Below are 12,633 nucleotides of genomic sequence, written 5' to 3' on the forward strand. Positions count from 1 at the left end.
GAAAGCGAAAGGGTTTATGAACGATTCCGCACCCCTGCAGACGCCCCACCGGACCGAGCCCATCTTCGAACCCGGCAGCCCCAGGGTGGTGGTCTTCGACTGCGACGGAGTTCTCTTCGACTCCCGGGAAGCCAACGTCCAGTTCTACAACCACATCCTGACCCGGTTCGGCCGTCCCGGAGTGCGACGGGAGCAGCAGGATTTCATCCATATGCATTCGGCTCGCGAATCCCTGGAATACCTGTTGGGCTCGGGCCCCGAGCTGGAGGAGGCCTGGCGGTACTGCCAGAGTATCGATTTTCGGATCTTCAACAAGTATCTCCGAAAGGAACCCCACTTGGAGGAGCTTCTCGCCTTTCTCAAGCCGCGATGCCGGATCGCCCTGGCCACCAACCGGACGGTTTCCACGCCCCAGCTCCTGGAATCCTTCGGTCTGAGGGACTACTTCGATCTGGTGATCACGGCCGCCGACGTGAGCCGGCCCAAGCCGCACCCTGAATCCATGGAAAAGATCCTGCAGGCTTTCAGCGTGCCTCCGCGACAGGTGCTCTTCATCGGCGATTCCCAGGTGGATGCCCTCCTGGCCGAGAACACGGGGGTGATCTTCGCCGCCTACAAGAACCCCGAACTCACGGCGGACATCCATGCGGACTCCTTCCGCGACATCCAACAATGGCTTGCCTCGTCCCTGGGGGACCACTGAAGCGCCGTCCCGTGCCCGGGTCATCCTGCTGGGCGCCTGTCATGGGGATCCCAGAGGGTACCGGCGCACCGCCGAGATCCTTCAGGCGCTCAACCCGGACGTGGTGGCCGTGGAAGTCAGCCCCTTCGCCTTGTGGTTTCGCAGGCACCATCGCCGCTTCCTCATGGACCGGCTTCGAAGGAGCATCGCCGTGGCATCGCGGCGACTTGGCATCCCCCCGGCCCAGGCCTACGGACATCCCCGGGTGCGCCGTCTTTTCATCCAGATCGCCCCGCCCTACGAATGGCGGGCCGCCCGGGCCCACCGCGCCGCCTTCGGAACGCCCTGCTATCCGGTGGACAGTTCCACATTCAGCCGGGCCTTGATTTCCCACTGGCCGGAACTATTGTCGCCGGACAACGTGACCGTCCTTCTCTCCCTGCCTTCCGATGAAACCCCTTCGGCTGATGCGGAATACCGCCGGGCGGCCTGGACGCTGAGCATGGGTCGATCCCTCCCCTTCTCGCCACCCGCCTCTCACGCCGCCCCCCTCTTTGAAGAACGCGAGCCGCATCTGGAGACCCAAGTGCGTGCCATCCTGCGGGCCCTGAAGCCTGCGCGCCTGGTCTACCTGGGCGGCTGGGAACATCTCCTCCCCGGCGCTTCGTCGCCCTCCCTCGCCCAGCGACTCCGGGACCTGCAGCCGACCCGTCTCCTTCTGGATGGAACCGTGGCGGGGGCGGTGGATGAGTGATGAGTGATGAGTGATGAGTGATGGGTGATGGGTGATGGGTGATGGGTGGGGTAGAGGGATATGGGGTACGGGGTATGGGGTGCGGGGTGCTGTTGAAGGTTCGGTCGGGGGCTTGGCCGGGCGGCCGATGACCCGCACCGGGCCCTCCCCCTTTTCAAACGGGGGCCGGGGAGGATTCCTTTCCACGCACGACGGGCTGGGAACGATGGTCCGAGGAATGGCGTTGAATTGCCCCCCCGTTTCTGATATCCTTCGCCACGCTTCGGGTGGGGAGTGGTAAACTCCTTCCCCGGGCATGGATCGTCAAGGAGGATCATCTTTCGCCCTTGGTCGTGCTAGGCGGGGAGCTAGCGGTTCCCTGAACCCGAAATCCGCTCAGCGGGGCTGAATCCCCCTTCGAGGGCTCGTGCCAGGACGATCCGTTTCGCTCTGCGGCGTCGGTCGGACACCGCGCAACAGACGGATGTGAACCCCGTCAGGTCCGGAAGGAAGCAGCGGTAAGCATTGCGGTCTGTGTCGTGGTTTACTCTGGCCAAGACCCGCAGGGATGGCGGATCGACACCGGCCGGTTCGACAAGGGGTGCACGGCCAAGGGTCTTTTGTTGCCCCTGCCCGGTCAAAGCATCTTTTCCTCGTCCAACGTGTGTTCCACGATATTGTAATGCTCGGCAAAGACGGGCCCGCGCCCCTTGAACATGCTCACGTGGGTCAGGATATATTCGGCCGCTTCCCGCCTTTTTTGTTCCGATAACGAGTTGAAATAGCGAAACATCTCCTCGTCACTCGGGGCCGCTTCCATGTGTCTCCAGACCTCTTCCGGCGTCACGTCCTCTTCTCCCTTCGCTTGGGTCTCCAGCTCCCGCAAGGCCGCGGCTGCCTTCTCCACCAGCCGGTCCGCTTCACGCTTCAAAGAATCCACCAGGCGGGAAAGATCCTCCACGCTGTTGCAAACGGCCAGCACCGCCCCCTCTTCCATCCCTTCCGCCGACACCCGCACCTCCAGGCTCGGCCCCGATGCATTCGGACCGGCCTCCCGAACCTTCAAATCAAGATACTTGCCCATGGATTCACCTTTCTCTACGCACGCAGTGACCCGCTGTTCGCATCAATGGTCTAAAGCTAACGCCCGCCCCGCCCAAAAACAACGGGGCAGGGCCCATCCTCAATTTCCCCCCCGCCCCCCAAACCCCATACCCCTGACTCCTCACTCCTCACTCCTCACTCCTCACTCCTCACTTCAAAACAAAAAGGGGTTGCGACCTTACGATCGCAACCCCTTTTCTTTCTGGTGGGCGGGGGGGGATTCGAACCCTCGACTTCCACCGTGTGAGGATGGCACTCTCACCGCTGAGTTACCCGCCCGAAACGTTGAGCCTTATACAACAAGGCTCCGTTCATTGCAATAGAAAAAGCCGGTTTTCTTGCTGCCCAAAAGCAGGAGCTTGAGACGCAGGTAGTCCTGCTTGGCTTCCTCATCACCCGGTGATACGTCCAGGATTCGCTTCGTCTTTTCCAGCGCCTCTTCGTATTGGCCCAGGCTTTCGTGGATCCGCGCCGCCTGCCTCAGGTACTTGACCTCCTTGGGCAGGAGGCGGCTGAGCTTTTCCAGGCTGCGAAGGGCCTTCTTCTGGTCGCCCTTCTTGAGGGCCCCGTAGAGCACGTACTGGTGGAAGGCAGCCACCTGCGGGTGCTGTTGCGCGGCCTTTTCGAAGATCTCCACGATGGCGTCGTAGTTCTTGGCCTGGTCGTAGAGAACGAACAGGGTATCGTAAAGGGAGAGATTGTCCTTGTCCAGCTCGATCAGACGCCGGAGTATCCGCACCTGCCCCTCTGCATCCTTTCGTTTCTGGTATAGGGCCAGGAGATAACGCAGGGGCTCGGGATTGGCCGGCTCCAGCTTCGCTGCCTTCTCGAAGGCCTCTTCCGCCTTCTCCCATTGCTCCAGCTCGTAGCTGAGGAGCGCTCGGTTGAAGTGCACCACGGCGTTTCCCGGTTCCAGGGCGGAGAGCATTTCGTAGGCCTTCAGCTGTTCCTTCCTGTCCCCCGCCTTGTCCAGGAGCGCCACCAGGCGGACCAAAGCCGTCTTCTGCTTGGGGTTCTTTTCAATCACCTGCTGGTAGATCGTCCTCGCCTTGTCCCTCTCTCCCAGCCTTTCATACAGAGCGGCCAGTTTCATCCGGTTGGCCTCATCGGTGGGATTGGCCTGCAGGTACTTTTCCAGGTCCGCGGCCGCCGAACGCAGATCCCCCGTCTTCGCCTTCACCACCGACAGATTGTAGTGGATGTTGGGATCCTGCACGCCCGCCTTGAGGGCCGACTCATAGGCCGAGGCCGCCTCCCCCCAACGTTTCTGCCGGGAAGCCAGTTCCGCGCGCACCAGGTGCCAGGGTCCCCGGTACCGGGCGGGCACCTCCTGCAGGTTTTTCTCCAGGAAGACCAAGGCGTTCTTGGGCGAAAGGTTCTTGTTCAGATAGGTCAGAAGAGATTCAAAGACGGCCGGATCGTCGGTGAGGCGCAAGAGCTCCAGGTAAGTCTTCAGGACTGCGTCGTGTTTCTTCTGTTTCTTGTAAACATCCACCAGGCGCTCCAGAACGGGCCTGGAGCGGCCCATCTGGAGGATCTCCCCGTAGAGCTTTTCGGCTTCCGCCAGGCGGCCCTGCTCGGCATAAAGGGAAGCCAGCTGGGTCCTCGCCAATGCATTCCCGGGATCCTCCGCCAGCGCCTGCTCCAGGTAGCGGGCCTTCTCGTCGGGGCTCCCGGCCGAAGCAGCCTTTTGCAGCCAGTCCTTGGCTCCCAGTTTCGCCGTAAAACAAACGGATCCCAGCTCCCGGTCGAACCACCGCACCCGGAGAGGCACGGTCACCGGCGATTCGAATTCTTCAGCCGGCAGAAGCTCCTTCAGGGTCAGGGAGGCGTCCGGACCTTCCGGCCACGGCTGTTCCCCCGCGGCAAGCTTCAGACCCCAGCGGATCCAACCGTCCGTTTCCACCCGAACGACCTTCAGGCGGTCCTGGGGATGGACGGTGCGCTCGGCTCCGGCCGGCAGGCGCTCCCGTTTTCCGTTGATCTCCACCTGGAGGCTCACAAGGGTGTGGGGCACCGGAAGATGCTGCAGAACCCTGTCGGTCAGCTGTGGAGTTTCCTGGAACCAAAAGACCCCGGCCGCCACCAGTCCCACAAGAAGGACCCACTTGAAAAAGGTCTTCGCCCGACTTTCTCTTCGCCTGGGTCGAAAGAGCGAGGTTTCGTAGTCTTTCACGTACCGCCTCCGGCGCCGGCCCCACATGGTTCAGGCCCCCTACCCGTTAACGTGCCGTCCGACCTCCATCCTCAGCCGATCCAATTCGTCCCTTCTCAGCGGGCGCCAGTGTCCGACCCGCAGGGTTCCCAGTTTAATGGGCCCGTAGGCCGTCCGGTGAATCTTCAGCACGGGGCATCCCACGGCCAGGCCCATCCTCTTGATCTGCCGGTACCAGCCCTGGTGCAGCACCATCCGGATCCAGGTGGCCTTTTCCCCCCGCCGGAGGATCTCCACCAGGGCGGGGGCGGTGACCCCCTCTTCCAGGCGCACTCCGGTGCGAAGCTTCTCCAGGGCCTCTTCGGAGGGAACCCCCTGCAGCTTCACCTCGTAGGTCTTGGGCACCCCGTAGCGCGGATGCAGGAGCCGGTTGGCCAGTTCTCCGTCGTTGGTGAGGATCAGGGCTCCCGTGGCGTCCCAGTCCAGGCGCCCCACGGGAAAGACTCTCCACGGCACGTCTCCCAGCACGTCCATGACCGTGGGCCTCCCTTGGGGATCCTTCACCGTGGTCAGGCAATAGCGCGGCTTGTGTAGAAGCAGGACGACCTTTTCCTGGCGGGGCTCCACCGGCCGGCCGTCCACCTCCACCCGGTCCCGCGAAGGATCGACGCTTACGCCCAGCCGGGTCACCACCCGGCCGTTCACGGACACCCGGCCTTCCTGGATCCACCGTTCCGCCTCCCGGCGGGACGCCAGACCGGCCTGGGCGATGTATTTATGGAGCCTTATTTTCGGCGTCTCTCTTTTCTCCTTAGATCCCATTTTCCACGCCGAGTCCCACGGCGGATCGGACCCGTTCCATGGTCTTTCGGGCCTCCTCCCGGGCCTTGGCCGTGCCGTCCAGAACCGCCCGGCGCACCTTGTCCATCTCCCGTTCCATCCGCTCGCGCCTTTCCCGGATGGGACCGAGATGGGCCAGCAGGTGTTCCAGGAGAATCTTTTTACAGTCCACGCAGCCGATGCCGGCCGTCCGGCACCCTTGGCTCACGTGGTCCATTTCCCCGGCCGTGGAATAGAGCTTGTGGTAGTCGAAGACCGGGCACTTTTCCGGATCGCCCGGATCGGTCCGCCGCGCCCGGGCCGGGTCGGTCATCATCTGGAGGACCTTGCGCCGGACGGTCTCTTCGGGTTCGGTGATGTAGATGCAGTTGTCGTAGCTCTTGCTCATCTTGCGCCCGTCGGTCCCGGGAAGCACGGGCACCTCCGTGAGCAGCGCATCCGGGACGGGAAAGATCTCCTTTTCATAGAGATGGTTGAACCGCCGCGCGATCTCCCGGGTCAGTTCCACGTGGGGCAGCTGGTCCTTTCCCACGGGCACGCCGTGGGCGCGATAGATGATGATGTCGGCGGCCTGGAGCACCGGATAGCCCAGGAAGCCGTAGGTCGAAAGATCCTTGGTGGTCAGCTGCTGCTGCTGCTCCTTGTAGGTGGGGTTCCTTTCCAGCCACGGCAGCGGCGTGATCATGCCCAACAGCAGGTAGAGTTCCGCGTGCTCCTTGACGTCCGACTGGATGAAGACCGTGCACTTGTCCGGGTCCAACCCGGCGGCCAGCCAGTCGAGCACCATATCCCAGGTGTTGGCCCGGATGGCGCCGGGAGTGGCATAGTCGGTGGTCAGGGCGTGCCAGTCGGCCACGAAAAAGTAGCAGTCGTATTGTTCTTGAAGTTGAATCCAGTTCTTGAGCGCGCCGTGAAGATTTCCCAAATGGAGACGGCCCGTGGGCCGCATTCCGCTCAGAATCCGCTTCTTCTGGGTCATTTTCCGCGTCACCTCCCCATATCATCCAACATCTCTAGAGAAAAAACCGGGCAAACAGGCTCACCACCGGATTCAACAGATGCCCCCACCACCCGGTGGCCAACAAAATCACCACGATCAGCATCCCGTAGCGCTCCAGACGCGCCACCTGCCAGGCCATCCGGGGCGGCAGGATCCCCGCCAGCACGCGCCCGCCGTCCAAGGGCGGTACGGGAAAGAGATTGATCACCATGAGAACCAGGTTGAACATGACCGAAAACTGGGCCATGAGAAAAAGCGGCCTCAGAATCATGGCCGCCGCCCCCACGGCGAAGCCCGAAGCAAACAGAAAGAGGATGAACCGGTAGATCAGGGCGCTGGCCGCGGCCAGCATCAGGTTGGTGAGCGGCCCCGCAACCGCCACCCAGGCCATGCCGCGTCGCCCCCCCCGAAGCCGGTGGAACTGCACCGGCACGGGCTTGGCCCAACCGAACATGAAGGGAGCGTTGGTCACCAGGAGCAGCAAGGGGATGATCACCGTCCCCACGGGATCGATGTGCACCAACGGATTGAGGGAAATCCGCCCCAGCATGCGCGCCGTGGGATCCCCCAGCTTTTCCGCCACCCACCCGTGGGCCACCTCGTGGCTGATGACCGCCAGAAGCAGCGGCACGGCGTAGATGCAGACGTCTCTAATCAGATCCATGAACATGTGATTCCTTGCCTTCCCCGGCCTCCAGCTCCCGCCAGGCCAGTCTTCGCGCCAGGGCCGCCTCTTCTTCCCGGCTCCTCACCTCCCCGTTCAAGCGGGCATCCAGGATGCGGTTGAGGATCTTGGCGTAAACGGGGCCCGGGGGAATGCCCATCTCCTTGAGATCCCTCCCCCGGATTTCCGGCTGCACGTGACGGTACCGGTGGAAATAGTGGCTGATGGCCCGCCGGACCTCTTCCCGCTGCGTGGTGGCCATCATGAACAGGATCTCTTCCGGCCTGAACGGTTGGAGTGCCCGATAGATAGCACTGGGGCGTTGGTGAGGCAACCGTAAAAAGTCCCCCAGGACCTGGTTAACCCTTTGAAACGTCCAGGCAATTCGCTCGCGCATGTTCTGCGCCAGATCCAGGCGCTCCATGACCTTCTGAAGGTCCTTGTGCGGCAGCCGGGAAAGCAGCCCCAGGAAATAGACCCACCACGATTCCAGCGGCTCATCGAGAAAGCTCAGTTCGTACCAGGAGAGCACCTCCTTGATCTGCAGAAGCGTCTCCTCGGCCTTGGCATCGAAGCACACGCTGGGGCAGATGACTCCCAGCACGCCGAATTCCGCCATCCGACGGATGGCCGGCACCGGGTCCTCCTCCATGAGGATGTGCTGGATCTCGTGAAAGAGCCTCTGTCCCCCCAGCCGCTCGATGAGCCCGATCTTCACCGCGTGCCGGATGAGGCTGGCCGTCTGTTTGCCCACCCGGAACCCGAACCGCTGTTCGAACCGGATGGCGCGAAGGATCCGAGTGGGATCCTCCACGAAGCTCAGGTTGTGCAGGACCCGGATGGCCTTTTCCTTGATATCCCGCTGGCCGCCGAAAAAGTCGATGAGCTGGCCGAATTCGTCGGGGTTGAGGGCCAGGGCCAGCGTGTTGATGGTGAAGTCTCGCCGGTAGAGGTCCATCTTGAGGGAGCCGAACTGCACCACGGGAAGGGCGGCCGGGTACTGGTAGTATTCCAGGCGCGCCGTGGCCACGTCCACCTTCAGGTTGTCGTCGAAGATGAGCACCGCCGTGTTGAACTTCTTGTGACACCGCGCCCGAATCCCCGCCCTTTCGGCGAACGCCTTGGCGAAGGTGATCCCGTCGCCTTCCACCACGATGTCGATGTCCAGGTTGGGGCGGCGGAGCAGCAGATCCCGAATGAACCCCCCCACCGCGTACACCTTATAGCCGAGCTCCTCGCCCAGTTCACCCAGGCGCCGGAGCAGCTCGATGATGTCCCGGGGCAGCTGCTCGGCCAGGACGCTGGTGATGTTCTTGCGGCGTCCCCACTGGCCCGCGGCCATGTCCTCCTTGAGGGCCACGGGCTCCCGGGACCGGTCCGTGATCAGGTGGTTCAGAAGATCCCGGCGGGTCACCACCCCCACCAGCTTGTCGTCTTCCATCACGGGCAGGATGCGCTGCTGGTGCTCCACCAGGTGCTCCTGGATCTCCACCAGGGTGGCCGTAGTCTGCACCGTGTTGAAGTCCCGGCTCATGTAGTCGGCCACCTTCTCGTCCCGCAGGCCGTGGTAGATGGCCTTTTCCACCACCTGTCGGTTGATGAGGCCCGCCACGCGCCCCTCTTCCAGCACGGGCATGGCGTTGATGTTGTAGCGCACCATGATCTCTTCCACCTGGCCCAGGGTGTTTTCCACGTCCACGGTGAGCACGGGGGAGCTCATGAGGGTGCGGGCGGTCACCGACGGCTTGATGGTGCTTTGGAGGAGCTCGAACAGGCGGTCTTCGGCCTGAATGAGGGTGAGGTCCCGGATGGTGGCGGACGCAGCCGTGGCGTGGCCGCCTCCGCCGAAGTAGGCCGCGATCTCGCCCACGTTCACGTCGGGGACCCGGCTTCTCGCCACCAGGTAGATCCGGTCCTCCATGCGCGCCAGGGCGAAGATGACGTCCAGGTTTTCCATGTCCTTGAGCTTGTGGACCAGGACGGCGAAATCCCCCACGTACTTGTCCACGGAGACCGTGGCCACGCACACGTCCACGCCGTTGATGTTGTAGGTGCGGGCGGACTGGAGCAGCTCATTGAGAAGCGCCACCTGTTCCGCCGTGAGTTCCCGGGTCACCAGGTCGGAGACCATGTTGAGATCGGCCCCCTGTTCCACCAGGTAGGCGGCGGCCCGAAAGTCTTCCGGCGTGGTGGACGAAAAGGTGAAGGACCCCGTGTCTTCGAAGATCCCCAGGATGAGCATGGTGGCCTCTTCCGGGGTGATGGAGATACCGCGCTCCCGGATGAGTTCGGTGAGCAGGGTCACCGTGGCCCCCACGGGCTTCACGATCTCCACCGACCCGTGCACGTCGTCTTCCGCATCGGGGTGGTGATCGTAGATGTGCACGTCCACCCGGCCCGCCTCGATGAGCTCCCGGAACTTGCCGATGCGGGACGCCTGGCGCGTGTCCACCAGCACCAGCCGGGTCACCTGGTCCAGGTCCAGTCCCTTCAGCTTGGTGAAATCGAAGAGATACCCGGCCGTGCTCACGAAAAACTCCCGCAGGTTCTTTTCCTGCGATCCGGGAAAGACGAGCAGGGCGTCGGGATAGAGCTTCTTGGCCGCCACCATGGACGCCATGGCGTCGAAGTCGGCATTGAGGTGGGTGGTGATCACATCCATTGGAAAGCACCTTGATTGCGTATGTCGGGACCCTCATCCCCGCGGGTGGTGGGCCTGGTGGATCTTCTTGAGCCGCTCCCGGGCCACGGCCGTGTAGATCTGGGTGGTGCTGATGTCCGCATGGCCCAGCATCACCTGGAGCAACCGGAGATCGGCGCCGTTTTCCAGAAGATGGGTGGCGAAGGAATGGCGGAGCACGTGGGGACTCACCTTCCCGGACACCCCGGCGGCCGCGGCGTACTTTTTCACCATCTTCCACACGCCCTGTCGGGACAGCCGTGCGCCCTGGGCGTTCAGGAAGACCACGTCCCGATCCTTCCGGCACGCCAACTGAGGCCGTCCCCATTCAAGATAAGTCTTCAGGGCGTCCACGGCATATTCGCCCAAAGGCACCAGGCGCTCCTTGTCCCCCTTGCCGCGAACGATCAGGTAGCCCGCTTCCAGGTTGAGCTGCGGGAATCGCAGATCCACCAGTTCCGAAACGCGAAGTCCCGTGGCGTAAAGGATTTCCAGGATGGCCCGGTCCCGCATCCCCAGAGGCGTGGCCGTATCGGGCATGTTCAATAGGGCTTCCACCTGCTCTCCGTTCAATACCTTGGGAAGCAAGGCCGGCATCTTGGGGAAGGTGATCCGGGCGGCGGGATTGGCGTCGATCAGGTCCTTCGATTCCAGAAAGCGGAAAAACGAGCGAACGGCGGCCAGACGCCGGGCCCGGCTCCGGGGATTCAGGCCCTTCACAGCCTGGCGGAAGTAGCCGGAGAGCTCTTCGCGGTCCACCTCGCGCCAGCTTTCCACGCCCCGCTTGGAAAGGTAGTCCGTCAGGTGCGCCAGATCCGACGCGTAGGCGCTCACCGTGTGCGAACTGAGCCGCCTTTCGGTCACAAGGTAGGTGAGAAAGCGATCCACCAACCGGTCCACCGCACCTCCTCGCCGCACGCTCCCGTCCGCCGTCCTGCACCGGGTCTACTGTTTCTTTCGTAACGGCACCGAGTAGGTCTGGAAGTGGAAGTCCACCAGGAGGGAGGTTTCCACTTCGTCCGCCTTCCGGTGCGTGGAAACCACGTCGATCTGGTGGGTCCTTCCCTCCTCGTCCGGCACCCGAATGGTCTCGCCGTCCCGAAAGCCCCCCCGCCGGTACCACACCTGGGGCGGCAGCAGCCAGGCCTTGCCGAAGGTGTCCTCGAACCGGAAATAGTCCAGGGCGTCCTTGGGAAACTGCACGTAGAGACAGAGCTCTTCGTCGGTGGCGGGACGGCGCAGCTTCTCTTCCAGATCCCTTTTCCTGGCGTCCAGATCCACGTCCGGAAGGTCCTGGATCCCCGCCTCGTCGGCCAGGATCTGGTACCATTTCTTGCCGTCCCGGCGCCGATGCTCCAGCACCTTCTCGTAGATCCACTGCTGGGGTTCGTAGAACGGAAAGGGTCCGTAGCGGCCCAGCAGCAGGTTTTTCAGGTCGTCCGTGGGGTTCTCGTAGCGGCCGTAGATCACGTTGCTCACCGCCGTACTCCACAAAATCTGGCTTCCCGGCGTGACCGACCAGATGTTGCCCAACTCGCGGTTCACCTCCATGAGCTCACTGAAGATCTCGTGGATCCGCTCCAGCAGGCCCAGCTTTTCCGCCTGCTCGAAGGCGATGCTGGCCGCCCCCCCCGTGAGCTTGTGCCGCTTGACCGTGGGGTCGAACCCGCGAAAGGGCGTCTCGAACCGCTCGTAATGGCGCCGTTCTCGGCGAAGCAGGTCGGATGCGTCCACGATGGGCTGCACCTTGAGTCCCGGCGCCTTGTAGCCGTCATCGTTCAGGGTCTGGATGAGGCTGAGAGCCGGGGCCTGGGAATACATGCCGCCGAAGCCGTGGTCGGCCACCTCCACGATCTTCACCCCGTTTTCCACCGCCGCCACCATGCGCCCCAGGTCGTTCCCGTCCGTGTTGTGGCCGTGGTAGGCCAGGATGAGTTCCGGGTACCGGGCCTTGATGGCCGCCACCAGCGAAGCGATCCTCCGGGGGCTTCCCACGGCCGAATGGTTCTTGATGCCCAGAATGATCTCGTCGCCGAAGGTGTCGAGGATTTCGCCCACCTTGGCCACGTAGTACTCGTCGGTGTGCCCCACGCCCGTATTGAAGCAGATGCAGGGCATGAGGAGCCTGCCGGCCTCCTGGACCTCGCGCCCCACCACTTCCAGGTTGGGAACGTGGTTGAGAAAGTCATACACCCGCCACACGTCGATATAGCGGGCGAAGAGGCGCACCGTCATGCGCAGCACGTTGTCCGGATACGGACGGTAGCCGAAGAGGTTCCTCCCCCGGCAGACGGTCTGGATGAGGGTGTGGGGCATGCGCTTTTTCACCAGCCGAAGCTTTTCGAAGGGATTGATCTGCTTGTTCATGAGGTCCAGGTGGACCGAAGCGCCGCCGCTGATCTCGAAGGCAAAGTAGCCCGTATCGTCCCGGTAGGGAGCCACCCGCAGGGTGGTGCGCGGTAGAATCCGGCACTTGAAGTCCGACTGCGACACGTCCCGTTCGTTGTTGGTGAGAAAATATCCGGGAGTCTCCCGCAGGAAGGCGAGGATCTCCCGAACGCTCATCTTCGGTGTGACCCGTTCTCTATCCGGCATGGCCCTTCACTCCGTCGGTGTTTCCGCGATCTGCCCCGCCCCCTTGCATCACCTCGCGCAGCATCTTTCGGGCTAGGACGGGGAGCGTGGATCTAACGCTTTCTCCAGTTATAGACACCTAAATTGGACAATTCTTTCCCATCGCGAGGTTCCGGCGGGCGGGCGTAAAGCCCGCCCCTA

The 12,633-nt window shown here is 62.9% G+C and carries 10 protein-coding genes, 1 tRNA gene and 1 other RNA gene; 3 read left to right on the forward strand and 9 right to left on the reverse strand.

Annotated features, from left to right (window positions below; genetic code table 11):
* Positions 1-16: 16 nt before the first annotated feature.
* The 3 genes from BUB04_RS08730 (at position 17) to ffs (ending at position 2,024) form a co-directional block, all read left to right on the forward strand.
* Entirely contained in the window at positions 17-703 is a 687-nt protein-coding gene (locus BUB04_RS08730; protein WP_073038620.1) for an HAD family hydrolase, read from the forward strand.
* Positions 678-1,436, forward strand: coding sequence for a hypothetical protein (locus BUB04_RS08735; RefSeq protein ID WP_073038621.1), 759 nt, complete (start codon positions 678-680; stop codon positions 1,434-1,436). The genes BUB04_RS08730 and BUB04_RS08735 overlap by 26 nt, the downstream gene beginning before the upstream one ends.
* A gap of 330 nt (positions 1,437-1,766) precedes the next feature.
* Positions 1,767-2,024, forward strand: an RNA gene (ffs, locus tag BUB04_RS08740) — signal recognition particle sRNA large type.
* Between the two features lie 28 nt (positions 2,025-2,052).
* Here ffs and BUB04_RS08745 read toward each other — a convergent pair.
* The 9 genes from BUB04_RS08745 to BUB04_RS08785 all read right to left on the reverse strand — a co-directional run bounded on the left by BUB04_RS08745 (position 2,053) and on the right by BUB04_RS08785 (position 12,453).
* Entirely contained in the window at positions 2,053-2,499 is a 447-nt protein-coding gene (locus tag BUB04_RS08745) for a hypothetical protein (RefSeq protein ID WP_073038622.1), read from the reverse strand.
* A 223-nt stretch (positions 2,500-2,722) separates the two neighbouring features.
* A tRNA-Val gene (locus tag BUB04_RS08750) sits at positions 2,723-2,798 on the reverse strand.
* A gap of 13 nt (positions 2,799-2,811) precedes the next feature.
* Positions 2,812-4,695: a tetratricopeptide repeat protein gene (locus tag BUB04_RS08755; protein WP_178371944.1), complete on the reverse strand. Its 1,884-nt coding sequence runs from the start codon at positions 4,693-4,695 to the stop codon at positions 2,812-2,814.
* Positions 4,696-4,734: 39 nt separating this feature from the next.
* Positions 4,735-5,496 (reverse strand): pseudouridine synthase, encoded by a 762-nt coding sequence (locus BUB04_RS08760; RefSeq protein ID WP_073038624.1) that lies wholly within the window; start codon positions 5,494-5,496, stop codon positions 4,735-4,737.
* On the reverse strand, positions 5,486-6,493 hold the full coding sequence (trpS, locus tag BUB04_RS08765) for a tryptophan--tRNA ligase (protein WP_073038625.1): 1,008 nt from the start codon (positions 6,491-6,493) through the stop codon (positions 5,486-5,488). The genes BUB04_RS08760 and trpS overlap by 11 nt, the downstream gene beginning before the upstream one ends.
* A 34-nt stretch (positions 6,494-6,527) precedes the next feature.
* Positions 6,528-7,178, reverse strand: a complete 651-nt coding sequence (locus BUB04_RS08770) for a site-2 protease family protein (RefSeq protein WP_073038667.1) — start codon at positions 7,176-7,178, stop codon at positions 6,528-6,530.
* Positions 7,165-9,840, reverse strand: coding sequence for a CBS domain-containing protein (locus tag BUB04_RS08775; RefSeq protein WP_073038626.1), 2,676 nt, complete (start codon positions 9,838-9,840; stop codon positions 7,165-7,167). The genes BUB04_RS08770 and BUB04_RS08775 overlap by 14 nt, the downstream gene beginning before the upstream one ends.
* A gap of 33 nt (positions 9,841-9,873) precedes the next feature.
* Positions 9,874-10,758 carry a site-specific tyrosine recombinase XerD gene (gene xerD / locus BUB04_RS08780; RefSeq protein WP_073038627.1) on the reverse strand — a complete coding sequence of 295 codons (885 nt, stop codon included), beginning with the start codon at positions 10,756-10,758 and terminating at the stop codon, positions 9,874-9,876.
* Between the two features lie 45 nt (positions 10,759-10,803).
* A complete protein-coding gene (locus tag BUB04_RS08785; RefSeq protein ID WP_073038628.1) occupies positions 10,804-12,453 on the reverse strand; it encodes a hydroxymethylglutaryl-CoA lyase-like TIM-barrel protein in 1,650 nt (549 codons plus the stop codon).
* Positions 12,454-12,633: the final 180 nt, after the last annotated feature.

The sequence above is a fragment of the Desulfacinum infernum DSM 9756 genome (assembly GCF_900129305.1).
Taxonomy (GTDB): Bacteria; Desulfobacterota; Syntrophobacteria; order Syntrophobacterales; family DSM-9756; genus Desulfacinum; species Desulfacinum infernum.

Coding starts and splice junctions, on each gene's coding strand:
- BUB04_RS08760 (WP_073038624.1), bottom strand. CDS start 5,496: ATGGGATCTAAGGAGAAAAGAGAGACGCCGAAAATAAGGCTCCATAAA.
- trpS (WP_073038625.1), bottom strand. CDS start 6,493: ATGACCCAGAAGAAGCGGATTCTGAGCGGAATGCGGCCCACGGGCCGT.
- BUB04_RS08770 (WP_073038667.1), bottom strand. CDS start 7,178: ATGGATCTGATTAGAGACGTCTGCATCTACGCCGTGCCGCTGCTTCTG.
- BUB04_RS08730 (WP_073038620.1), top strand. CDS start 17: ATGAACGATTCCGCACCCCTGCAGACGCCCCACCGGACCGAGCCCATC.
- BUB04_RS08745 (WP_073038622.1), bottom strand. CDS start 2,499: ATGGGCAAGTATCTTGATTTGAAGGTTCGGGAGGCCGGTCCGAATGCA.
- BUB04_RS08785 (WP_073038628.1), bottom strand. CDS start 12,453: ATGCCGGATAGAGAACGGGTCACACCGAAGATGAGCGTTCGGGAGATC.
- BUB04_RS08775 (WP_073038626.1), bottom strand. CDS start 9,840: ATGGATGTGATCACCACCCACCTCAATGCCGACTTCGACGCCATGGCG.